Genomic DNA, 23,767 nt, shown 5'->3' on the forward strand with positions numbered 1-23,767 from the left:
ATAGCGGAGACTCGTTTGTAACTCAACATACGAGCATTACCGAAAAGCTAAAATCGTCATTAAATTGTTTGCAGGAGTTGTTGCTAGTGAGCGGAAACTATAATGCCTCAGAAATCGAAGTTCTAACAGGGCTGGATCCAGTTCGAAAACGCCCTGGGATGTATACCGATACCACTCGACCTAACCATTTGGCACAAGAGGTTATCGACAACTCTGTGGATGAAGCGCTAGCAGGTTATGCCAGTGAAATTATCGTCACTCACTATAAAGATGGCGGTATGTCGATTGAAGATAATGGGCGAGGAATGCCGGTAGATATCCACCCTGAAGAGGGCGTGCCTGGTGTTGAAGTTATTCTCACTAAGTTGCATGCAGGTGGAAAGTTTTCCAATAAGGCCTATCAGTTTTCAGGTGGTTTGCACGGTGTGGGCGTTTCTGTTGTCAATGCCTTGTCAAAACGTGTTGAGGTTGAGATTAGACGTGATGGTGTTAAATACCAGATTGCTTTTGAAAACGGCAACCTTGTTGAACCATTGACGGAAATAGGCAAAGTCGGCAAAAAAAATACAGGAACCAAAGTTACCTTTTGGCCAGATGCCAGCTTTTTCGATACGCCTAAATATGCGCTGTCGAAGCTAAAGCATTTGCTCCGTGCAAAAGCGGTGTTGAGTCCCGGGTTGCAGGTAACTTTCTTTGATGAAATCAGCGACGAAAAATGCGAATGGTACTATGAAGATGGTTTGAGAGACTATTTGAATCATGCGCTGGATGGTATTGAGCGTTTCCCGGTTGAAGGATTTGTTGGGGATGTGAATGGGGAACATGAAGGTGTTTCCTGGGCGATCGCTTGGTTAGCAGAACCTGCGGAAGCGCTTTTAGAAAGTTATGTTAACTTGATTCCTACCCCACAGGGCGGGACACATGTCAACGGTTTACGCTCGGGAGCGACTGATGCCATTCGTGAGTTTTGTGAATTCCGTAATTTATTGCCGCGTGGCATAAAGCTGACGCCTGAAGACGTTTGGCAAAATGTCGCATTTGTTTTGTCAGCCAAAGTGCGAGAACCTCAGTTTGCTGGTCAGACCAAAGAGCGTTTGTCTTCGCGTGAGTGTGTGCCATTTATTTCCGGTGTGGTTAAAGATGCTTTTAGTTTGTGGCTGAACCAACACACTGAGATTGCCGAGAAAATTGCTGAAATCGTTATCAATAACGCACAAAGCCGTAATAAGAAAGCCAAGAAAGTTACCCGTAAAAAGATTACTTCCGGTCCTGCATTGCCAGGGAAGTTGGCGGATTGTACTGAGTCGGACATTAATATGACCGAGCTATTCCTGGTGGAAGGAGATTCGGCCGGCGGTTCCGCAAAACAGGCACGAGATAAAAACTATCAGGCGATTATGCCGCTACGTGGAAAAATTTTGAATACTTGGGAGGTAGATTCCTCTCAGGTTCTTGCATCACAGGAAATTCACGACATCAGTGTGGCTGTGGGGGTTGATCCAGGTTCCAGAGATTTGTCCGGTTTGCGCTACGGTAAGGTTTGTATTTTGGCGGATGCGGATTCTGATGGTGCACATATCGCTACCTTGATTTGTGCGCTGTTTGTTAAGCATTTCCCTGCGCTTATTGAAAATGGACATATCTATGTCGCGATGCCACCGTTGTATCGTGTCGATGTCGGTAAGCAGGTGTTCTATGCCTTGGATGAAGCTGAAAGAGAAGGGATTATTGATCGCATAGAGACCGAAAAATTACCGGGTAAGATACAGGTAACGCGATTCAAAGGTCTAGGGGAAATGAACCCTTCGCAATTACGTGAAACTACAATGTTGCCGGCAACTCGTCGTTTAGTTCAACTGAGCATGGACGAAGCGGAATCAATTCCCATTATGGATATGATGTTGGCGAAGAAGCGTTCAGCTGATCGTAAAGAGTGGCTGGAAGAAAAAGGCGACTTGGCTGCGGTGATTTAAGATTTGACCTAGGCAGAGAAAGTTAATAAAAATCTGCCAGGTTGGGGTTAGCTGTTGTCGGGTTTGTGGTGAGTCTTTTTGCCAAGCTGATGTAGGCGTTCTTTATAGTCGATAAAGTCTTGAATGTAGTCTTTGATCTCGTCAGGAACGTCTTCAAAACGGATGCCTAATAGAAATCCATTGTCCGCACTGTGAAAGTGCTCGACAAATCCTGTTGTGCTCAGCTCTCTAAAATAGCCTTTTGCAGGAATCTCAAAGAACACTTCAACACGTGTGCCGATACTGGCTCTTTTCGGGCTGATAACTACCACGCCACTGATGGATATCTCTGTTAAGACAGCGTCAACAGTAACGGTTTGGCCTCTGACCCTTGCAGCACGTTCGGTATGTACAGATGGATTGTTGAAGAGCATGTGGTGTCTCTGAAACTCTTAGTTATTATCGTTTTGAAAGTTATTTTAATCCAATCGATGATGAAATCGAATAAATTCGTGGATTGCCGATTCGTAGTTCTTTAGAATCCCGACGAATTCTAGCCCTAAAAAACAGTCTCCTCTAATTGAGCTGTTATGCGTGATGACTGCTGAAAGGGTAAGTGGCGTTCCGCCGTTGGTCGGTAAATTGAACATGATTTGCACTTCTTTGCAAGTGATGTACTCTGAATAGACGATAATCCCTGCACCGTGAATGGAAAGGTCGACCATTTTGCCTTGTAATGTATTGTTTTCAGGCGTTAATAAGGTAACGGGTCTTTCGGTCGAAACCCGTTCGTAGTGGCGTCTGTTAGGTATTATTGATTTCATGTGTTTAGAGATTGCGCATTTATTCGAATAGATTTCTATGATAAATTAACTTGATAATCATGGACAAGATTCATCATACCGGATTTAGAGGAAATAACATAATGTATAGCCTTCAGGTAGAGAATATTAAATGTGGTGGTTGCGCCAATAGCATCACCAAAAAACTTTTATCGTTGGAAGGTGTCGCTGATGTTCAGGTCGATATTGAAAACGGTGAAGTCCGCTTTGAGGCCGACAACGAAAATCAAGTTGAGCAGGTTAAAGCACAATTGGCCGGCATGGGATATCCTGAAGCCGGTACGATTCAGGGAATGGCTTCGGTGGGCGCAAAAGCGAAATCTTTTATTTCCTGTGCCGTTGGTAGCATGTCTGACAAAGCATAATCGAACGAACCTAATTTAAACCTTTAGAGAAAAGACGACGCATGAGCCAGCAATCAATCAACTACGAAGGCATCGAACATCAAACCATAGCTCAATTTACCGAAAAGGCCTACTTAGATTATGCGATGTACGTTATTTTGGATCGTGCACTTCCGCATATCGGAGATGGTCTGAAGCCTGTTCAAAGACGGATCATTTATGCGATGTCAGAGCTGGGGTTGAAGGCTTCTTCAAAGCACAAAAAATCTGCGCGTACCGTTGGGGATGTGTTAGGTAAATTCCATCCACATGGTGACTCTGCCTGTTACGAAGCCATGGTGTTGATGGCACAGGATTTCTCTTTCCGCTATCCATTGGTTGACGGGCAAGGCAACTGGGGGTCTGTCGATGATCCGAAATCGTTTGCTGCCATGCGTTATACCGAGGCCAAACTGTCAAAATTCAGTCAGTTGTTGCTGGAAGAGATTGGGCAAGGTACGGTGGATTGGGTACCGAACTTCGATGGCTCTCTAAATGAACCCAGTGTGTTGCCGTCTCGTGTGCCTCACGTTCTATTGAATGGTACTTCTGGTATTGCCGTAGGGATGGCGACGGATATCCCGCCTCATAACCTCAAAGAAATCGTCGGCGCCTGCGTTGCCATTCTGGAAAACAAAAACATTACCGATGAAGAAATTTTTGAACACGTTCCGGGGCCGGATTATCCAAACCGTGCGTTGGTGATCACACCAAAAAGCGAAATGCAGCGTTTGTATCAGACTGGAAATGGAACCATTCGTCAGCGTGCGCGTTACGAAGTGGAAGATGGTGTGAATGTGGTGGTTGATGCCTTGCCGTTTCAAGTTTCCGGTTCCAAAGTATTGGAGCAAATCGCCGCGCAAATGCGTGCGAAGAAATTGCCGATGGTTGTAGATTTACGAGATGAGTCTGACCATGAAAATCCAGTCAGAATTGTTATCGAACTACGTTCACGCCGCATTGATGTCGAGGCAGCCATGCTTCACTTGTTTGCCACCACTGACTTGGAAAGAAGTTATCGCGTTAACCTGAATGTGATTGGATTGAACGGGCGCCCTCAAGTCAAAAGCTTAAAAGATATTTTGACCGAGTGGTTGATGTTCCGTCTTGAGACCGTTAGAAAACGTTTGCAATACCGCTTGGATAAAGTGCTGGCAAGGCTGCATATTTTGGATGGTTTGCTAATTGCCTACCTCAATATTGATGAGGTGATTGCCATTATCCGAGAAGAAGATAAGCCTAAGCCGGTTTTGATGGAGCGTTTTAACCTAACGGAAACACAGGCAGAAGCCATTCTTGAGTTGAAATTACGTCACTTGGCGCGCTTGGAAGAGATGAAAATCCGTACCGAGCAGAACGAGTTGGACAAAGAGCGTCAAATGCTGGAAAAAACGCTTGGCAGCGAAACCAGAATGAGAACCTTGGTGAAAAAAGAATTGATTGCCGATGCTGAGCTTTATGGTGACGAGCGTCGTTCTCCAATTGTTAGCGCTGAAATGGCTCGAGCTATGAGCGAACAAGATCTTTTGCCGTCTGAAGCGGTTACAGTTGTACTGTCAGAAACAGGATGGGTGCGTGCGGCAAAAGGTCATGATATTGACGGTCGTGCTCTGAGTTATAAGTCAGGAGATTCCTTCAAGCATCAAGCGCAAGGGCAAAGCCGACAAACGGCAATCTTTTTGGATTCGACTGGGCGGGCTTATGCATTGGCAGCCCATAGTTTACCTTCGGCAAGAAGCCATGGTGAGCCGTTAACCGGTCGCTTGAGCTTGCCGACAGGAGCCAGTATTGAAAGTGTAATTTTAGGGCAGGATCAAGATCGCTTTATCCTTGCCAGTTCTGCTGGGTATGGTTTTATTGCCCAGTTAGAGAACTTATCTTCGAAGAACAAGTCCGGAAAAGCGGCACTAAGTGTCGATAAGAGCGCAAAAGTGCTTCCGCCTTCTATCGTGAAAGAAGGAGATTGGGTCATTGTGACGACTAGCGAGCCAAGAATGCTTGTTTTTGAACAATCCGAGTTGCCGGAAATCGCAAAAGGGAAAGGTAATAAATTGATTCAAATGCCCAAGGGGGAAGCGGTGACGGCAGTATTTGCCTTTAGTCCTGGCGCTAAATTAGAGTTGGTTGCCGGTGATTATGCGAAGCCTTTCGGCCCTACGGCAATAGAAGAAGCCTTCTCCGCTAGGGCTAAGAAAGGAGTCACTTTGCCAAGAACCCTGAAACAGGTCACTGAAATTCGTTTGGTTAAGGAATAGAGTCTAAAAAAATAAAGTTGGTCTTAAAGTTGCTTAAGCGACTGTAGAGATTTTTAGGCTTGTAGAAACATTATGAATATTATTTCAAAACCTTTAGCCATACTGATTATTATCGGAAGTTTCATTGGCGGTTTCCTCATGGAAGGGGGCGTGCTTTCTTCGTTATGGCACCCTTCTGAGTTGGTCATTATCCTTGGGATTGCATTTGGTGTGTTCCTTGCAGCGACACCTGTCTATGTCTGGGGTAAGACGATGGTTTACTTGGGGCGCTTTTTCAAAGGTGGCCGCGTCAATAAAAAGATATATGTTGAGCTATTGGGCTTACTGGATGAATTGTCCCGTTTGGCTCGTGCGCAAGGGGTTCTTGCGTTGGAGGCTCACATCACTTCACCTGAGGACAGTTCAATCTTTATGAACTATCCACTGATTCTTAAGCATAGAGAGCTTAAGAAATTTATCGTCGATAACTTTTCTTACCTATTGTTGAACCCACCACAAGCGTTGGATTTCAAACATTATTTAGAAGATCAGATTCACGATATCATTCATTCTATGATGGAAGTGCCGCGCGCGACCGGTAAGATTTCCGGGTTACTGCCTGGTTTCGGGATCGTGGCTGCGGTAATGGGCGTTATCCTGACAATGAATTTGTTGGGTGGTGACATGGATGTGGCAAAAATTGGTAGCTCAATCGGTGCCGCTCTTGTAGGGACTTTGACGGGTATCTTTTTCTCATTTGCTGTTGTTGCGCCCTTTACGCATGCAACAGAAGTGATGATTCGTCAGGATCAGGCAATTTTTGAAGTGGCGGCGGCTTTCCTTTATGCGTTCTCTCATGGGGTATCGCCTAGTATGGCCGCAGAGATTGGTAGACAACGTATTCCGCCAGATTTTGAAATTAAGCGCGATGGTCCTTAAATTGTGATTATGAGGCGTCGAGATGAGTGGATCCAGAATGTCAAAAGGTAGAGGCAATCATTGCGAACAAGAAGACAGTGCATGGGAAATTGCACTTGCCGACTTGATGACCGTTTTAATGGTGTTCTTTTTGGTCATGTGGCTGACCTCTATTATTGATCCTGAAAAACGAAAAGCCTTTGTTGAGAACCTTGTTGGTGAAAGTGGCGGGGGAGATAAGGTTTTAAAACAGGATGTCACTGCACAGACAGCGCCTATCAAACCACCAATTGAGCAAGAAAAGCCCGTCACAGAACAAGAAGTTAAGAATGCAGTTGCCAAAGTCAATCCAAAAGATATCGACATTGAGCAAACGCCAGAAGGTATCAAAATTACTTTGAGATCGGATAGCTTCTTTGAAAGTGGGCGTGCCAATATTACTGACAAAACTAGAGAACAGTTGGAAAATCTGGGTGAAACCCTTGCAGGGCGCAAACAGGATATGACCATCACCGGTTATACCGATAATGTACCGATTTCTAACTTCCAATTCCCTTCAAACTGGGAATTGTCGGCAGCTAGGGCGGCAACTGTTGCCAGAACCTTTATCTATATGGGAGTAGAGCAAAAATACATCACCATTGAAGGTAAAGCGGATAATGAACCTGTTGCGCCGAATAACAGTTCTTATGGACGTTCGTTGAACCGCCGAGTGGTTATCATGATCAAGAACAAGAAAGTGGCTCAGCCTCCTCGACCGGTAGCCGGACAAGTAGCACCGCCAACTTCACGCTAAGTTAGTTGCTCGAGCAGATCGGGCAGTGTGGATCTTTCTTCAAGTTAAGGGTGCGTATATTCATCGTATAGGCATCCAAAATCATCAATTTTCCTGTCAGTGTAGGCTTGTCTAATAAAGCTTTAATGGCTTCAATTGCTTGTATCGAACCAACCATACCCACTACGGGTGCCAGTACACCGTTTTCGCTACAAGTCAGCTCCTGACCTGAATCTTCTTTATACAAGCACTGATAACATGGGGAAGTGTCTTTTCTAAAGTCAAAAGTCGACAGTTGCCCCTCCCAACGAATGGCTGCGCCAGAGATTAAAGGTTTTTTCTGAGCATAACAAAGGCGATTCAACATAAATCGTGTCGAAAAATTGTCAGTACAATCAATCACGACATCCGCTTTTTCGATAATGGCTTCAAACTCTTGTTCGGATAAATTGTAGTCATAGGCAAAGATGTCAACAAAGTGATTCAGTGCTTTGAGGTTTTCTTCGGCAGACCTGACTTTTGCCATGCCAATATTGTTCTCACGATGAACAATTTGGCGTTGCAGGTTGGAGTCATCAACATTGTCAAAATCAATAAGGCTCAAAGTACCTACGCCGGCAGCAGCTAAATAGAGCGATACCGGTGAACCTAGGCCACCGAGGCCGACAATTACGGCATGGGACTGAGTGAGTTTCAATTGACCATCATAATCTACTTCCGAGAGTAGGATTTGGCGGCTATAACGGCTCAGTTCGTCATCGTTCAATGATTTCATCTTGAATCCTTTTTGTTCTTATATTGCCCTAGGGTCACTCTTGGGTTGTGTCCGTAATCGTAAATGGTTTCCACTTGTTCAAAACTGTTGTCGGCAAAGAGCTTTTGTAGGGCAACTTCTTGATCAAATCCATGTTCTATCAACAGCCATCCGCCTTCAACTAAATGGTTTCTGCTTTCTGATATCAAAGTGCGTATGTCTTCCAATCCATCCTGCCCAGAGGTTAATGCTGTGAGTGGTTCAAAGCGAACATCTCCCTGAGATAAATGAGGGTCGTTTTCAACAATATACGGTGGATTGGAAACAATTACTTCAAAACGAGCATTTACCATGGGTTCAAACCAGCTACCAGTGCGAAAATCAATGGACAAGCCATGTTGCTCGGCATTTTGTTTGGCAACTGTCAACGCCGCTGGTTGTAGATCCACCGCGAGAGCTTCTATGTAGGGTGCTTCATGCTTGAGTGCACAAATAATGGCGCCTGATCCAGTGCCTAAGTCCAGCACTCGGGCATTAAGCCCATCTTGATGGAGTTGCTTAATTTTTAGCAATGCTTGCTCTACCAGTATTTCTGTATCAGGGCGTGGGATTAGCGTGTCAGAAGTGACTTTGAAATCCAATCCCCAGAATTCCTTGTTACCGGTGAGGTGGGCGACAGGTACCCCAACCTGGCGTTTTTTCAGCAATTCAGAAAAGTGTTCTGCCTGCTGGGCGGAAAGCTCATGTTCCGGCCAGGTAAAAAGGTAGGTACGGTCTTTGTCTAGAGTGTAGGCAAGCAGGATTTCCGCGTCCAGTAATGGCGATTCAGAGGTTAGGGTATTTCGCCCCAGATTGAGTGCCTCGGCAATCGTCATGTTGACCTTGTTATTGCTCGCTCAAGGAGGCAAGTTGTTCCGCTTGATATTCATTGATTAATGGATCAATGACTTGTTGTAAGCCGCCTTGCATAACATCGTCAAGCTTGTAAAGCGTGAGGTTGATGCGGTGGTCAGTAACGCGCCCTTGCGGATAGTTGTAGGTACGGATACGTTCGGAGCGGTCTCCGGAACCGACCAAGCTCTTACGTTCCTGTGCGATTTCCTGATCGTGCTTACGTTGCTTTTCATCCATGATGCGCGCCGCCAATAGTGACATGGCACGGGCACGGTTTTTGTGCTGAGAACGTTCATCCTGACATTCAACGACCGTTCCAGTCGGAATATGGGTGATACGAATTGCCGAGTCGGTTTTGTTGACGTGCTGTCCCCCTGCGCCGGAGGCGCGAAAGGTGTCTACTTTCAAGTCAGCAGGGTTCAGTTCAACCGCTTCAACATCAGGCGCTTCCGGCATGATAACAACGGTTGCTGCGGAGGTGTGAACACGCCCTTGCGTTTCCGTTGCAGGAACGCGTTGTACGCGATGAGCACCGGACTCAAATTTCAAGCGAGAATAAGCGCCATCACCAATGATTCGGGTGATGATTTCTTTATAACCACCATGCTCACCTTCCTGAGCGTTAAGCACTTCAATCTGCCATTTCATGTTTTCCGCGTAGCGGCTGTACATGCGGAACAAGTCTCCAGCAAAAATAGCGGCTTCGTCCCCACCTGTTCCCGCACGAATTTCCAAAAAGATGTTGGAATCATCGTTAGGGTCTTTTGGAAGCAGCATTTTTTGTAGCGCCAACTCAAGTTCTTCAAGTTTCTTGGATAGGATTGGAAGCTCTTCTTGCCCCATTTCTTTCAAGTCAGGGTCGCCAGAGGCAATCATATCCTTGGCTTCGTCCAGATCACTTTCAGCTTGTAGAAACTGTGTATAGGCTTCCACCACGGAACTGATTTGCGAATGCTCTTTGTTGAGGTTCATGAACTTGGTCTGATTGCTGATGATTTCAGGATCAGACATCAGGTGGTTCACTTCATCCAAGCGTTCTACGAGCAGGTCGAGTTTTTTACGAATAGAGTCTTTCATTACGAGTTGTCTTTATAAAGTGTGGCGTACTAAGAAGTATGCGTGTTGTTTGGTTTGTCAGCTTCAAATAACAGTTGTTTTGCAGCATCAATGATGTGTTGCTCACCTTTAAGTCCCGCATGATGTAGGTTTGCCGTTGGCGTGTGCAGAATTTTGTTGGTGAGCTGATTAGCCAGCTTTTTGATGACCTGTTCTGGATGTTCACCTTTTTGCAGAAGGGCTAAGGCATCTTCAATCGCATGGTCTTTGACTTGATAGGCTTGCTGACGGTAATGCTGTATCAACGGGCTTGCCTGTAGCGATGCATGGTATTGCATCATGAAGTTTTCAGCTTGAGAACTGACGATTTCTTCCGCTTCCAAAGAAGCGTCTTTGCGAGATTGTTTGTTTTCTTCGATGATGGCGGTGAGATCATCTACCGTATAAAGGTAGACGTTATCCAGTTGCCCAACTTCCGGCGCAATATCTCTAGGCACAGCAATGTCGACGATAAACATAGGCTTGTGTCTGCGAGTCTTAAGTGCTGCCTTGATATCATTTTGATTTAGAATAGGTGTCGGGCTTGCAGTTGATGCAATAATCATATCTGCTTCATGAAGGTGGTCACCGATTTCGTTCAAGCCAATCGCATAGCCACCAAGTGCTTCGGTGATCTGGTGAGCTTTCGCCAACGTACGGTTGGCAATAATCAACTTGCCGATATGGTGCTCTTTCAAATGGCGGGCAACCAGCTCAATGGTTTCTCCGGCGCCAAGCAACAAAGCCGTTTGATCGGACAGGTCACCAAAAAACTGTTTAGAAAGTGCTACAGCAGAAAAAGCGACAGAAACTGGGCTTGAACCTATTGCCGTATCGGTGCGTATTTGCTTGACCGTTTTGAAAATATGTTGGAACAAAGCGTCCATGCGTTGGTGGATGCTGTCCGACTTTTGCGCCAGCGCGTAGGCATCTTTAATCTGTCCGAAAATCTGAGGCTCGCCAAGAATCAATGAGTTCAATCCACTAGAAACACGCATGATATGTTTGATGGCATCGAGGTTGGTTTTCTTGTAGAGATAATCCTGCAGGCTTTCTGGCGGAAGATTGAAGTAGTCATGTAGCCATTGCTCAATGACACCTTCTTCTAAGGATTTCAGGTTGCAATAGATTTCCGTGCGGTTACATGTCGAAAGGATCATGTATTCATCACTAGGACATTTCTCTTTCAGTTCTCCGAGTGCATGCTGCACCTGTTCCTGTGAAAAAGACACCTTTTCACGGACATCCACAGGGGCTGTTTTATGATTCACGCCCAACACAAATAATTTCATTGAAGAACCGATTTTTAATAAAAAAGAAAAAATACTGCGCTAAAGAGGCGTAATTTTGCTAAATTATGCATCTAATTGCAAGTTTATGGATAGATTTCTGTGCAGAATTTCCCTTCAAATTTCAAGACGATTTTATCCTTTTTCTCCATCACCTCTCTCATCGTTTTGATGTCTGCCTGCAGTCAAAACGTTAAACCAGATGGGCAAACAGGGAAGACGCCTACAAAATCCGCCACGCCAAAAGTGACTAAACCTGAGCCAAAAGTGGTTTATCGACACTTTCCGCCGGATGTTATGTATAAAGTGATGGTTGCTGAATTGTTAATCAAGCGCGACCAAGCTTCTGCTGCCTATCCATTGATGTATTCAGCCGCACAGGAGTCGAAAGATCCTGGGTTGGCCGAGCGCGCATTCCAATTGTCGATGACGACTTTTAATTTACAAGCCATTGAAGATGCCACCAATTTGTGGCGAGAAGTTGAACCAAACAAAGCTTTGCCTTGGAAAGCATCTTATTTGATGTCGGTTCGCGCCGGTGACATCAATACTGCCATGGCGCAGTGGGACCACTACAAGACCTTATCTGGCGCGCCGATTGAGTCCGTTTTGATTGAAACCGGGCTAAAAGTCAGTCAGTCGGCTGACCGTGCGAAAGGGTTAGAGTTTTTAACTAAGCTAAAAGACACCTATCCAAAAGAACCTGCGTCTTATTTTGCATTAGGGTTGGCGTCTGTTAACTACGGCGCTTACCGCAAAGCGATTCCAGTGTTGGAAAAGTCTGCTGATTTGTATCAAAAGGGCAGTGGCAGTACGAGTTCAGAAGACTCAATTGATCCTGAAAAAATTAACAGAGAAATTTATTTGTTGCTGGCAACAGCCTATTTGAAGTCAGACCAACCAGAGTTGGGGATGGAAAAAGTTCATCCTTACCTTGACGATCATGAAGAAGATTGGGAGCTGCAAGAAAAATTTGCGCGCTTAGAAGTGAAGGCAGGGCGCTTTGCTGATGCGGAAAAACGCTACCTAAAGGTTTTGGAACACGAACCTAAAGCATTTACTTCGAGATTATCTGTAGCATTGTTGCAGCTAGAACGCAAAGATTACAAAGATGCCATTAGCAATCTGAAGCAATTGCGCCAATTGCCTGAGTATCGCTCAACCGCAAACTATTATTTAGGTTTGGCCAGCCAAGGGCAGGGCGATTTCAAGCAGGCCGTTAAATACTATCAGTCAGTCAAGACAACGGACTATTACTTGGATGCGCAGCTACATATTGCCGAAATCCGTTTTCCGGAAGTTGGGCTGGAGCGTACGCTGGAAATCCTGAACAGCCTGCAAGCAAGAAACGATGATCAACGCGTTAAGTTGTATCGTGCACAAGCCATTTTCTATAAGTTAGCGGGCGAAAAGCAAAAAGCCGTCAATATGTATTCTGCCGCGCTGCAGTTGCAACCAGAAAATGTCACGGTGCTGTTGTCTCAGGCGATGATTTATTATGACTTGAAGCAATATAATTCTTATGTCTCGAATATTAAACGTTCATTGAAGGTTGAACCAGACAATGTTGAAGCCTTGAATGCTTTGGCGTATTTCTATGTTGAGCGCAATGAACATTTAGATGACGCTGAGAAGTTGCTGAAAAAAGCACTAGCGCTTGCACCGGATGAATACTACATACTGGATAGTCGCGGTTGGTTGTATTACCAACAGGGTAAATACGACCAAGCGGAAGCGGATTTAAAACGTGCTTTCAGTATGCAGAAAGATGACGAAGTTTTGATTCATCTGATTAAGGTGAAATGGAAGCTAGGTAAGCAAGATGATGCCAAAAACCTTTGGAATCAATATCATCGAAACTTTCCTGAAAATACAGAGTTACAGGGTTTGATAATTCAATTGGAGAAGTAGGTTCCAATTTTGCTATCATTCCTTCATCGTTTAGGATTTATTTTTTTAAAATCCTCTTGATTTGAATTCCATAAAGTGGATAATACGCTCCTGTCTTCGATGACACATATAGTTGGGCTATCGCCAAGCGGTAAGGCAACGGGTTTTGATCCCGTCATGCGCAGGTTCGAATCCTGCTAGCCCAGCCATTATCCTTACAGAATTCATCAAAACATTTTTCCTTGTCCTACCCATTAGGAGACGCCTTGAATGGCCTATAAAAATGTCCGATTGTTTGCTGGTAATGCAAACGTTAGTCTAGCAGAGAACATCTCTTCCTCAATTGAAATCCCTCTAGGCAAAGCTGATGTCGGTCGTTTTAGTGATGGCGAGATCATGGTACAGATCAACGAATCTGTTCGTGGGAAAGATGTCTATGTACTTCAACCTACCTGTACACCAGAACCTGCTGTCAACTTGATGGAGTTGTTGGTGATGATTGATGCACTTAAGCGTGCATCGGCTAAACGTATCACAGCAGTTGTCCCTTACTATGGTTTTGCCCGTCAGGATAGACGTCCTCACTCAGCTCGTGTACCGATTACAGCAAGATTGGCTGCGGATATGATTACCGTAGCAGGCGCAGACCGTGTTATCACGGTTGATTTGCATGCAGACCAGATTCAAGGTTTCTTCGATATTCCGGTAGACAATATCTACGGTTCACCAACATTGGTTGCAGACATGCGTACCTCTAAACATATTGTTGAAGACGATATGATGGTGGTATCACCGGATATGGGTGGGGTAGTTCGCGCTAGAGCAGTTGCTAAAGCCCTAGGTTGCGATATGGCGATTATCGATAAACGCCGTCCAAAAGCTAATGTAGCACAGATCATGAATATTATCGGTGATGTTGCCGGTCGTGACTGTATTTTGGTCGATGACATGGTCGATACCGCAGGAACACTTTGTAAAGCGGCTCAAGCATTGATGGAGCACGGTGCAAAAAGCGTCACGGCTTATGTTGTGCATGCGGTACTATCGGGTCCAGCAGTAGAAAATATCAATAACTCTGCCTTGACTGAGTTGGTGGTGACCGACACGATTCCATTGTCAATCGCAGCCATTGAATCCAGCAAGATTCGCCAGGTGACCATCGCGCCGATGTTGGGTGAAACCATTCGCCGTGTTCATCAGGAAGAATCGGTTTCTGAGATCATGCCGATTCGCTAAGAACGACAAATATCAAATACCTAAAAAGCCTTGAAGAAAAATCGGGGCTTTTTTGTTTCTAAGTCTATTATTTTTATCGTTTTTCTGTATAATACCGCCTTCATTTCCATGCTTGGTCGCGGGCATGGAGTTTCTGTAATATTGAGAAATAGCGATTTCTCAGTTTTTTTGGAGTTAAAAACATGAGTCAAGTATGGACTGCAGAACTTCGTACTGAAGAAGGGAAAGGTGCGAGCCGCCGCCTTCGTCATGCGGGGAAAATCCCAGCAATTATTTATGGTGCTGGTAAAGATGCTAAATCTGTTTCACTATCAAGCAACGCGGTTGAGCACACACTACAAGATAACGATATGTACAACACTGTGCTAACCATTAAAGGTGCTGGTGATGAAGAAAGCTGCGTTATCAAAGATCTACAACGTCATCCTGCTACTGGCATGATTTCTCACATCGATTTCCAAAGAGCGTCTGATGCTTCTTACATCGTTAAGCGTGTACCTTTGGACTTCCAAGGTAGAGCAAGCTCTCCTGGTGTGAAAATGGGTGGTTTGATGTCTTTCATGCAACAAACTGTTGAAGTTCGTTGTTTGGCTAAAGACCTACCAACTAAAATCACAGTTGATGTTTCTAAAATGGAAGGTGGCACAAGCCTACGTCTTTCACAATTGGAAATGCCTGCTGGTGTTGTGCTAACAGCTTTGACGCACGGTAGTGCTGACTATGACCAAGCTGTAGTAGGTATTGGTAAAATTAGACGCTAATAAGCGCCTAAAAAGCTAGTCTGAAAGCCCGCATATGTCCTCTGTTAAGTTAATCGTCGGTCTTGGTAACCCAGGAGCGAAATACGAACAGACCAGACATAATGCGGGTTTTTGGTTTGTGGAGGAAGTTGCCAGGCAATACAGTGCGCAATTTCGTCCAGAAACCAAATTTCTCGGAGAAGCCGCTCGCATTCAACAAAACGGGATGGATTGTTGGCTTTTGAAGCCGACCACGTTTATGAATCGAAGTGGCCATTCGATCCAAGCCCTGGCAAACTTCTACAAGATAGAGCCTGAGTCCATTCTTGTGGCTCACGATGAACTTGATTTGCCGCCAGGTGTCGCCCGCTTGAAAAAGGGCGGCGGACATGGCGGGCATAATGGCTTGAGAGACACTATTGCCGCTTTGGGTACAAAAGAGTTTCAACGTTTAAGGTTGGGAATTGGCCACCCAGGTGACAAAAGTCAGGTAGTCGACTTTGTGCTTAAAGCACCTTCAAAAACCGAATTTCAGCAGATTGATGACGCTATTTACCAAGCAACTCGAGTCTTGCCCGATTTGCTCGTAGGCAATGTCGAAAAAGCCATGAATCAACTGCATACCGAAACAAAATAGCCGTTCAGAATTTAAGATTTAGGAGAACAGAATGGGAATTAAATGTGGCATCGTCGGGTTACCTAACGTTGGTAAATCAACCCTGTTTAATGCATTGACCAATGCCGGTATTGAATCTGCTAACTACCCGTTCTGTACTATTGAGCCAAACGTTGGTGTAGTTCCAGTTCCAGACGCAAGAGAAGATGCGCTGGCAGAAATCGTTAAGCCAGAAAGAGTGTTGTCTGCCACCGTTGATTTCATGGATATCGCTGGTCTGGTTGAAGGCGCCTCTAAAGGTGAAGGTTTAGGCAATAAATTCCTCGCCAACATTCGTGAAACAGACGCTATTGTTCAAGTTGTACGTTGCTTTGATAATGACGACATCGTTCACGTTGCCGGCAAAGTTGATCCGGTTTCCGATATCGAAATCATCAACATGGAATTGATGTTTGCCGATATGGAATCTTTGGAAAAGGCCATTCAAAAAGTACAACGTGTTGCCAAGAGTGGTGACAAATCCGCTGCAGGCAAGCTGGCCGTTTACGAGCGCGTATTGAAAGAAGTTGAAGAAGGTAAACTGGTTCGTTTGATTGAACTTGATAAAGACGAGCTTCAACTGTTGAGAGATTTGCACCTGTTGACCATTAAGCCAATGATGTACATTGCCAACGTCAACGAAGATGGGTTTGAAAATAACCCGCACTTAGATGCAGTACAAAAAATTGCCGATGCTCAAGGTGCTGTTGTGGTTCCGATCTGTGCCGAGATTGAAGAGCAATTGACTGAGTTGGATGACGAAGAAAAAGCAGAATTCCTATCTGAAATGGGTCAAGAAGAGCCTGGGCTTAACCGTGTAATTCGCGCCGCCTATGACCTTTTAGGGTTACAAACCTACTTTACCGCAGGTGTCAAAGAAGTGCGCGCTTGGACAGTTAAAAAGGGGGCTACTGCCCCTCAAGCTGCCGGTGTTATCCATACCGATTTCGAAAAAGGCTTTATTCGAGCAGAAGTGACCGCTTATGCTGACTTTATTGAGTATAAAGGTGACTCAGGAGCAAAAGCTGCGGGTAAACAACGTTTGGAAGGGAAAGAGTACATTGTACAGGACGGGGATGTGATGCATTTCCGCTTCAACGTTTGATAGATGCTTACTACACAAACAAGTTCAAATGTATAAGGTAAAGTTTAATTAAAAATCTACCAGGTTGGGTGTTGTCAACCAGCTCCCAACCTGGTAGATTTTGCGTTTTTGTTAACAAAATATGAAGAAAAATCGCGCCAAGCAATTGACAAGATTCATAAACAAATTATAATACGCAACTTCTTTAGGCTACATAGCTCAGCTGGTTAGAGCACATCACTCATAATGATGGGGTCCCAAGTTCGAATCTCGGTGTAGCCACCATATTCCAAAAGCCGTCTTTACGACGGTTTTTTTATGTCTGAAATTTGTTGTGAACTTCGTCACCCAGTCAGTAATTCACTTTTAGTGTGCGGCTTGTTTTGTGTGAAATCAAGGGTTCAGGTGGTAAAGAAATCGGCATCAAGGCCGATATTTAAAATAAATAATAATGCGTATAAAATGGTAAAATGCGCTACTTTAACAGCCTGCAATTCGAGCCACAGCCGTTTGTCGATGGGCTTACTCATTTGCTAGAAATAAAATAGACATTTTCAGCGCTTACGATTAAATTAGTAGATACGCGCACATTATTGTCAGTCAGTACTATTCGAGGATGAAGGATTGATCTTAAATTGGAATGCATATACTCGGCGTCTTGTGCTGTCTGCAGTTATCATTGTGTTGACTGCGGTGTTCTTCCTGAATGCCTTTTTCCATTCGCAAATCACCCAAGCAGAAAAGAATGAACTTAATCAGTATGAAGGGTATTTGCATGAAACTATCGGCAACCTTGTTCGTCAGAAACAAGCGACGACGCAGGTATTGGCAATCGCGCTTTCCAACTCTATTGATTTCCGTAATGTCCTTAAACAAAGACCCGCAAATCTGCATGAAAGATTAAAGAAATTCACCGATGAGCTGGCGCTGCATACGGGATATAAATCTATCTGGATTCAGGTGATTGATACAAAAGGTGTGAGCATTGGTAGAAGCTGGACAACAGTGGCAGGCGATAGCCTTGCAATGGTGCGTAAAGATATTGCGGATGTTTTAAAGAATCCTAGAAAAATCAATAACTTCAGTGTCGGAAAGTTCTCATTGACCTTTAAATCTTTGGCGCCGATTTTTGATGAAAATGGCAAGCTCTTAGGGATATTGGACGTTATTTCACAAGTTGACTCTATTGATCGAGATTTGCAAACCAGTAGTGGTGTGAGTTCTGTGGTGCTAGTCGATAAACGTTATCGCTCACAGTTGACTAAAGCGCGCACAGGCACATTCGTTGAGGGTTACTATGTGGCGAATGCAGGGGTTTCGAAATCTGTTTTGAATATGATTTCTCAGTATGGCGTGGACAAACTGTTTCATGCGAAGGGTCATATCATTATTGATGGTACTTTGGTTATCACCACACCATTGAAAAATATCTTGGGTCAAAAGATTGGGGTTTGGTTGAGCTTCAAACCGATGAAAGTGGTTGACCTCTCTAATACACGTCAACTATATAAGAATTATGCAATGGGAATGGCGGCGACAATACTTTTCTTGATATTGTCCATGTTGTTGTTCTACTTCAAGAAAAAATCGGATTTAGAACGCCGCTTCTTCTATCAGATCTTCGATGAATCTTCGGAAGTGATTTATGTCACTGATAAGCACCGCGTGGTGCAAGCCAACAGACAGTTCTTCTCATTGTTTGATGATATCTCGACTGTCGAGCAGTTTAATGACAAATTCGATTGCTTGAGTAACGTGTTGGTTGAAGAAGAAGGGTATTTGAGTCGTTATGTTGATGGCATGCTTTGGCATGAGTATTTGCTACAAGACCATCACAAAACCCTGTTGGCGAAACTGAAGACAAAAGATGGCATCAGAACCTTCAAGGTCAGGATCAATAGCATCAGTAACAGTTTTGGTCACGACTATATCAGTGTACTACTGACGGACATTACAGAAGAAATTCGATATAAAGAAGAGTTGGAACACCTGATTATCCATGATGAGTTGACGGGTATTTACAATCGCCATTATTTCAACGAAACTTTGGAAGAAGAAATCAAGCGGGCGCACCGTTATCAAGTACCTTTTTCTCTGATTTCCTTTGATGTCGATTACTTCAAGAATGTGAATGACGACTTTGGTCACGACATCGGTGACACCGTCTTAAAAATATTGACGAAAGAAGTTGCTCGCAGTTTGAGAGATACCGATAAGTTCTGCCGAATTGGGGGCGAAGAGTTCTGTATCTTGATGCCTGAAACGGATTTGGAAGAAGCTGCCACCACGGCAGAGCGTTTAAGAAAAGCTGTTCAGGAAATTCCTTATTCTGACGTTCCGCGTGCCGTGACGATCAGTTTGGGGGTAACCAAGCTCAATCGTTGGGATAACGCTTCTACGCTCTACAAACGTGCTGATGTGGCGCTGTATCAAGCCAAAGACAAAGGTCGAAATCGCACCGAAGTGATTGCCAGTTAAGCCACTCGGTATTCACCGTTCTGCAAAGCTATTCATTCCCGCTACAAATCTGTTAGCATACGCCTGTTTTTTGTGGAGAAAAGTCTATGGGTATCTTGCCGCACCATCTTTTATATTCCGACGCCCATCTCTGGTTGTTTGTCGATGCCGAAGGCTATGTCACATTGGGACTGACAGATTATGCTCAAGAGACTTTGGGAGATATTGTTGAAGTCTTCTTGCCGCAAGAGGGGGAAGAGCTGGCCGAAGGCTCGGAGTTGATGTCGCTTGCAGGCGAAAGAAACCATTTTGAGATTTTCGCCCCCATCAGTGGTGAGGTAATTGAAGTAAATGAAGAGCTCAACCACAACCCGACCCTAATTAACTATGAACCCTACGACAGTGGTTGGTTGGTAAAGATTGCGCCTGCCGATAGCGAAGAGCTGGAAGTGTTTTTAACTGACGAAGAATACGAACAGTTAATCGGTTACTAAGCGTTAGCGGCTGCTGTTAAACCGTGCTTTGCATGGCATGATGAAATAAATACACAGGATTAATTATGACTACCGAAACGCCAAACTTGGCAATGACACTGAGGCTGAAGAAAAACGAAGACCGTCGCCTTAAACAAGGCCATATGTGGATTTACAGTAATGAAGTCGATACTCAAGTATCGCCGTTGAAGAGCTTTGAGTCCGGACAAGTAGTGACAGTGGAGTCCTCTAATGGCAAGCCGTTAGGCATCGCCTACATCAATCCGAATACACTTATCTGCGGACGTTTGTTGAGCAGAAACCCAAAGGTAGAGTTTAATCAGGCATTCCTTAAAAAACGCATCCAAGCGGCATTAGCATTACGTGAGCTGAATTTTGATGCGCCCTATTATCGTTTGGTATTCGGTGAGTCTGATGGCTTGCCGGGGTTGGTGATTGACCGTTTTGGCGATGTATTTGTGGCGCAAATCACGACAGCAGGTATGGAGAAGATGAAAGCGGAAATCACGCAGACCATCGAAAACCTGTTTCATCCTATCGCGTTGGTCTATCGTAACGATACTGCCAGTAGAGCGCTTGAGGGCTTGGAGTCTTACGAAGAAGTTGCGATTGGCACGTTGCCAGAAAGCATTGTCATTGAAGAGAATGGCGCCAAATTTCAGATTCCGGTGGAGAGTGGACAAAAGACTGGCTGGTTTTATGATCACCGCATGGCAAGAAAGCGCATGCAATCTTTGGTGCAAGGCAAGCGTGTATTGGATGTCTTTAGTTACCTTGGCGGCTGGGCGATGGAAGCCGCGGTTGCGGGTGCCGCAGAAGTGGTTTGTGTTGATGCCTCATCTGCCGCTTTGGATGGTGTGGAAATTAATGCGGAGCTGAACGGTGTGGCCGACAAGTTGACGACCTATGAAGGCAATGCTTTCGATGTATTGAAAGTCTTGGTTGGTGAAGCGCAAAAATTTGATGTGGTGATTGTCGATCCACCAGCGTTCGTCAAGCGCAGAAAGGATTTGAAGTCCGGGTCAGAAGGTTATCGTCGTATTAACGAATTGGCAATGCGTTTGGTGGAAAACGATGGCGTATTGATTTCGGCTTCCTGTTCGCATCACATGTCGCGTGACGACCTTTTGCAACAAGTGCAATCGGCGGCAAAACATATTGACCGCACGATACAAATGTTCGACCAGGGACATCAAGGTCCGGATCACCCGGTGCATCCTGCGATTGCAGAAACAGAATACCTCAAATCATTCTTTTTCAAAGTCAGCAAAACTTGGTAAAGTAATAGAACGACTATAGCGCGTAAGGCAGGTACGGAGCCAAATCATGCACCCCCATTTACCAAAGGCATCAATGTCGAATTTGATGCTGAAAAGACTGATGCAAAACTGCTTCTGGGATGAAGAAGAGCAGCAGTTGTGGGTGGATTGCCGCAAAGTTTTACCGGAGCATGGTGTGATGGCGATTCCAAGTTGGGATCGTATGATGCTGAGCTCTGATCCAATCCCGGATTACCCGAAAGACTTTGCTTTGCTCTCTCCCTCTGCGCACCCACAGCTTTCCTATTGGCAAAAGCAAATACCGGCTTGGGTGAGAGAAAGTTGTGCGTTGTTTCCGACCCATCAGCTCAAACTGTTGCATTATGTCGGGCGCTATCCTCAGTTGTTGGAATTGTTGGATCATTCTCCGGTACTGGCATGGCGACTGATGACCTCACATCTGAGCGAAGAGGATGTGGTTTCCATGTTGAACGATAAGCGTACTCAGTTGGTCGAACAACTGGGCTGGCCGGGCAAGGTGGAAACATTCCGTTTTTTGAAAAAGCTCCGTTTGCGACAAGTTAATCAACAGATTGCCGAGCAGGTTGATGTCTGTTTACTGGATGAAAAACGTTTAAATGCATTGCAGGCATTGCCAAGAGTTAATTCCATGGCATTGTCTTTGGCGGCAAGATTCCCTGAGATGATTGGTTGCCGTCTGCATTTGGCGCTGGCATCCATGCCATGCCGCCCGATGCAATGCCAGAGCATGATTGCGTTGTTGGAAGACGTCTATCGTTTGGCAGAACATTTGGCATTGCCGATATCCGAAATCAATAAGATTGCCAATACCCGCTATTTGGTTGAAGTCGAAAAGCTTTATAACGATTGGTTGCAGTCTGCGACTAATGGAGACGCAAGCGAGCAAGAGCTGGCGCTGACCGACGTTCCTAGAAAGCTGACCACCTACGAAGAGGGTTTGGCTTTAAGCGCGCTGCAGGGGCATGCTTGGTTTGCCGATTGGCAAAGTGCAGACAAATCAATGAACGGGCTGTACGCTATGCAGGTGAATGAAGAGGTGGTTGCTTTTTTGTTTGATGAAACTCGCCAGGAAGTTTTGAGAGTCAGACAAATGCAGAATCAGTTGCCGACCTCTGAACAACTTAGCCGCATTCATTTGTGGTCAACGCAAATTGCGAATGACATGAATAAGTCTGCAAGCTGAAAGCTGGATTGCGAAAAAGAAAATATCAAAAATCTGCCAGGTCGGGGTATTTGTCTACACCCCCAACCTGGCATTTTTTTATGGCAGTAGGGTTTCCGTTCCCATCAAGTCTTCGTAAGTCTCACGAGGACGAATTACAAAGGCTTGATCACCATCCACCATGATTTCTGCCGCTCTTGGGCGCGTATTGTAGTTTGAGCTCATGGTGAAGCCGTAGGCGCCAGAAGACATTACCGCTAGGAAATCACCCGCTTTTAAATTCAGCGTGCGATTTTTGCCTAGGAAGTCGCCAGTTTCACAGACTGGGCCAACCAAATCCCAGCTGGTGTCTTCACCATCCGTTCTTGGTGTGACCGCTTGAATATGCTGGTGAGATTGATAAAGCGCCGGACGAATCAAATCATTCATGGCGGCATCGATAATCGCAAAATTCTTGTGGTCAGTCGGTTTTAGATATTCCACTTCTGTCAGCAATACGCCAGCGTTACCGGCAATGGCTCGCCCCGGCTCAATAATGACTTCGATACTTGGATCGTTCAATTTAGTCAGCAATGCTTGAATGTAAGTTGCGATTTCCGGTGGTTGCTCATCGGTGTATTGAATCCCTAGTCCACCGCCTAAGTCTAGGTGATGGATTTCGATGCCTTGTGCAGCCAAGTCAGATTTTAGTTTCAAGACACGTTCCAGGGCATCAACAAAAGGCGCGATTTCCGTCAACTGAGAACCAATGTGGCAATCAATCCCTTGGATGGAAATGTGCGATAGTGATTGTGCTTTTGCATACAGCGCAGGCGCTGTATTAATATCGACACCGAATTTATTGTCTTTTAAACCCGTAGAAATATAAGGGTGGGTTTTTGCATCGACATCCGGGTTGACGCGCACAGAAATTGGCGCGACTTTGTCCATGGACTCTGCCACTTCCTGAAGGCGATCTAGCTCGGCGTGGGATTCGATGTTGAAACAACGAATGCCGACTTCCAATGCACGACGGATTTCAGAAGGTTTTTTGGCAACCCCGGAAAAAACGACTTTTTTCGCGTCACCACCAGCTTTGAGAACACGTTCCAATTCGCCTTGTGAAACGATATCAAAGCCGGATCCCAGTTTTGCCAGCACGTTCAATACCGCCAGATTTGAGTTGGTTTTCACCGCATAGCAAACTAAATGTGGCTGAGTGCCGAAAGCTTGGTCAAACGCTGTCCAGCGCGATTCCAGTGCTTTACGAGAGTAAACGTATAGCGGCGTGCCATAGCTGTTTGCCAGTTCCGTCAGAGCAACATTTTCGGCATGAAGGGTATTGTTGCGATATTGAAATGCGTCAAAACTCATAATGATCCTGTTATTGTTCAGTTGTTGGCTGTGCGTCGGTTGCTGTTTTTGCTTTATCTGTTTCTAAAGCCTTTTTAGCGCGTTCTTCTCTGGCCTTCAGTACGGCGTCTCTTTCGGCTTGGTCTTTTTCCATTTGAGCCTTTTGAGTGTCCGTTGGAATATAGAGTGGTGCTTTGCGTCCGCACCCTGCAAGTAGCAATGTCATCAATGCCGAAAGCAGAAGAAAACGACCGATTCTTGAAAAATGGTTCATAGTGCT

22 protein-coding genes and 2 tRNA genes are annotated in these 23,767 nt (G+C 45.1%); 16 read left to right on the plus strand and 8 right to left on the minus strand.

What is annotated here, in order from left to right:
- The first annotated feature begins 86 nt into the window (after window positions 1–86).
- Window positions 87–1,973 (plus strand): DNA topoisomerase IV subunit B, encoded by a 1,887-nt coding sequence (gene parE, locus HVMH_RS01970; RefSeq protein WP_029910380.1) that lies wholly within the window; start codon window positions 87–89, stop codon window positions 1,971–1,973.
- A 47-nt stretch (window positions 1,974–2,020) separates the two neighbouring features.
- Here parE and HVMH_RS01975 read toward each other — a convergent pair whose 3' ends face one another.
- Both HVMH_RS01975 and HVMH_RS01980 read right to left on the minus strand, forming a co-directional pair.
- A complete protein-coding gene (locus tag HVMH_RS01975; RefSeq protein WP_029910377.1) occupies window positions 2,021–2,386 on the minus strand; it encodes a PilZ domain-containing protein in 366 nt (121 codons plus the stop codon).
- 45 nt (window positions 2,387–2,431) lie between these two features.
- Window positions 2,432–2,776, minus strand: coding sequence for a PilZ domain-containing protein (locus HVMH_RS01980; protein ID WP_081822721.1), 345 nt, complete (start codon window positions 2,774–2,776; stop codon window positions 2,432–2,434).
- Window positions 2,777–2,877: 101 nt separating this feature from the next.
- Between HVMH_RS01980 and HVMH_RS01985 the strand changes: the two genes are divergently transcribed.
- The 4 genes from HVMH_RS01985 (at window position 2,878) to HVMH_RS02000 (ending at window position 7,125) form a co-directional block, all read left to right on the plus strand.
- A complete protein-coding gene (locus HVMH_RS01985; RefSeq protein ID WP_029910374.1) occupies window positions 2,878–3,159 on the plus strand; it encodes a heavy-metal-associated domain-containing protein in 282 nt (93 codons plus the stop codon).
- A gap of 41 nt (window positions 3,160–3,200) precedes the next feature.
- Entirely contained in the window at window positions 3,201–5,432 is a 2,232-nt protein-coding gene (gene parC / locus HVMH_RS01990) for a DNA topoisomerase IV subunit A (RefSeq protein WP_029910371.1), read from the plus strand.
- Between the two features lie 72 nt (window positions 5,433–5,504).
- Window positions 5,505–6,350 carry a motility-associated protein gene (locus HVMH_RS01995; RefSeq protein ID WP_081822720.1) on the plus strand — a complete coding sequence of 282 codons (846 nt, stop codon included), beginning with the start codon at window positions 5,505–5,507 and terminating at the stop codon, window positions 6,348–6,350.
- A 22-nt stretch (window positions 6,351–6,372) separates the two neighbouring features.
- Entirely contained in the window at window positions 6,373–7,125 is a 753-nt protein-coding gene (locus HVMH_RS02000; RefSeq protein ID WP_232087789.1) for an OmpA/MotB family protein, read from the plus strand.
- A gap of 1 nt (window position 7,126) precedes the next feature.
- Here HVMH_RS02000 and HVMH_RS02005 read toward each other — a convergent pair whose 3' ends face one another.
- From HVMH_RS02005 to hemA, 4 genes are read right to left on the minus strand one after another with little or no spacing between them, the layout of a single operon-like run.
- The gene (locus HVMH_RS02005) at window positions 7,127–7,879 is read right to left on the minus strand and encodes a HesA/MoeB/ThiF family protein (RefSeq protein ID WP_029910362.1); all 753 of its coding nucleotides are present in this window, start codon (window positions 7,877–7,879) and stop codon (window positions 7,127–7,129) included.
- The gene (gene prmC / locus HVMH_RS02010) at window positions 7,876–8,733 is read right to left on the minus strand and encodes a peptide chain release factor N(5)-glutamine methyltransferase (protein ID WP_029910360.1); all 858 of its coding nucleotides are present in this window, start codon (window positions 8,731–8,733) and stop codon (window positions 7,876–7,878) included. Before prmC ends, HVMH_RS02005 begins: the two co-directional genes overlap by 4 nt.
- A gap of 10 nt (window positions 8,734–8,743) precedes the next feature.
- On the minus strand, window positions 8,744–9,829 hold the full coding sequence (prfA, locus tag HVMH_RS02015; RefSeq protein WP_029910358.1) for a peptide chain release factor 1: 1,086 nt from the start codon (window positions 9,827–9,829) through the stop codon (window positions 8,744–8,746).
- 29 nt (window positions 9,830–9,858) lie between these two features.
- Window positions 9,859–11,139: a glutamyl-tRNA reductase gene (gene hemA / locus HVMH_RS02020; protein ID WP_029910355.1), complete on the minus strand. Its 1,281-nt coding sequence runs from the start codon at window positions 11,137–11,139 to the stop codon at window positions 9,859–9,861.
- Between the two features lie 99 nt (window positions 11,140–11,238).
- On the opposite strand from hemA, the gene HVMH_RS02025 reads away from it, so the two are divergent.
- The 11 genes from HVMH_RS02025 to HVMH_RS02075 all read left to right on the plus strand — a co-directional run bounded on the left by HVMH_RS02025 (window position 11,239) and on the right by HVMH_RS02075 (window position 22,176).
- On the plus strand, window positions 11,239–13,047 hold the full coding sequence (locus HVMH_RS02025; protein ID WP_029910352.1) for a tetratricopeptide repeat protein: 1,809 nt from the start codon (window positions 11,239–11,241) through the stop codon (window positions 13,045–13,047).
- 113 nt (window positions 13,048–13,160) lie between these two features.
- Window positions 13,161–13,235: transfer RNA gene (locus HVMH_RS02030), tRNA-Gln, on the plus strand.
- A gap of 61 nt (window positions 13,236–13,296) precedes the next feature.
- On the plus strand, window positions 13,297–14,262 hold the full coding sequence (locus HVMH_RS02035) for a ribose-phosphate pyrophosphokinase (protein WP_029910349.1): 966 nt from the start codon (window positions 13,297–13,299) through the stop codon (window positions 14,260–14,262).
- A 182-nt stretch (window positions 14,263–14,444) separates the two neighbouring features.
- Window positions 14,445–15,023 carry a 50S ribosomal protein L25/general stress protein Ctc gene (locus HVMH_RS02040; protein ID WP_029910345.1) on the plus strand — a complete coding sequence of 193 codons (579 nt, stop codon included), beginning with the start codon at window positions 14,445–14,447 and terminating at the stop codon, window positions 15,021–15,023.
- Between the two features lie 34 nt (window positions 15,024–15,057).
- On the plus strand, window positions 15,058–15,639 hold the full coding sequence (gene pth, locus HVMH_RS02045) for an aminoacyl-tRNA hydrolase (RefSeq protein WP_029910342.1): 582 nt from the start codon (window positions 15,058–15,060) through the stop codon (window positions 15,637–15,639).
- Window positions 15,640–15,670: 31 nt separating this feature from the next.
- The gene (ychF, locus tag HVMH_RS02050) at window positions 15,671–16,762 is read left to right on the plus strand and encodes a redox-regulated ATPase YchF (RefSeq protein ID WP_029910339.1); all 1,092 of its coding nucleotides are present in this window, start codon (window positions 15,671–15,673) and stop codon (window positions 16,760–16,762) included.
- 187 nt (window positions 16,763–16,949) lie between these two features.
- Window positions 16,950–17,026 (plus strand) — tRNA-Met (locus HVMH_RS02055).
- A gap of 339 nt (window positions 17,027–17,365) precedes the next feature.
- Window positions 17,366–19,219, plus strand: coding sequence for a diguanylate cyclase (locus HVMH_RS02060; protein ID WP_081822719.1), 1,854 nt, complete (start codon window positions 17,366–17,368; stop codon window positions 19,217–19,219).
- A gap of 86 nt (window positions 19,220–19,305) precedes the next feature.
- On the plus strand, window positions 19,306–19,692 hold the full coding sequence (gcvH, locus tag HVMH_RS02065; protein ID WP_029910331.1) for a glycine cleavage system protein GcvH: 387 nt from the start codon (window positions 19,306–19,308) through the stop codon (window positions 19,690–19,692).
- Between the two features lie 65 nt (window positions 19,693–19,757).
- Window positions 19,758–20,972: a class I SAM-dependent rRNA methyltransferase gene (locus tag HVMH_RS02070; RefSeq protein ID WP_081822718.1), complete on the plus strand. Its 1,215-nt coding sequence runs from the start codon at window positions 19,758–19,760 to the stop codon at window positions 20,970–20,972.
- Window positions 20,973–21,018: 46 nt separating this feature from the next.
- The gene (locus HVMH_RS02075) at window positions 21,019–22,176 is read left to right on the plus strand and encodes a hypothetical protein (protein ID WP_232087790.1); all 1,158 of its coding nucleotides are present in this window, start codon (window positions 21,019–21,021) and stop codon (window positions 22,174–22,176) included.
- Between the two features lie 78 nt (window positions 22,177–22,254).
- Here the strand turns inward: HVMH_RS02075 and lysA are convergent, their stop codons facing one another.
- Window positions 22,255–23,508: a diaminopimelate decarboxylase gene (lysA, locus tag HVMH_RS02080; RefSeq protein ID WP_029910321.1), complete on the minus strand. Its 1,254-nt coding sequence runs from the start codon at window positions 23,506–23,508 to the stop codon at window positions 22,255–22,257.
- Window positions 23,509–23,518: 10 nt separating this feature from the next.
- A complete protein-coding gene (gene lptM, locus HVMH_RS02085) occupies window positions 23,519–23,761 on the minus strand; it encodes an LPS translocon maturation chaperone LptM (protein WP_029910317.1) in 243 nt (80 codons plus the stop codon).
- Window positions 23,762–23,767: the final 6 nt, after the last annotated feature.

Origin of the sequence: Hydrogenovibrio marinus, from assembly GCF_013340845.1 — a bacterium.
In the GTDB taxonomy this organism is placed as follows: Bacteria; Pseudomonadota; Gammaproteobacteria; order Thiomicrospirales; family Thiomicrospiraceae; genus Hydrogenovibrio; species Hydrogenovibrio marinus.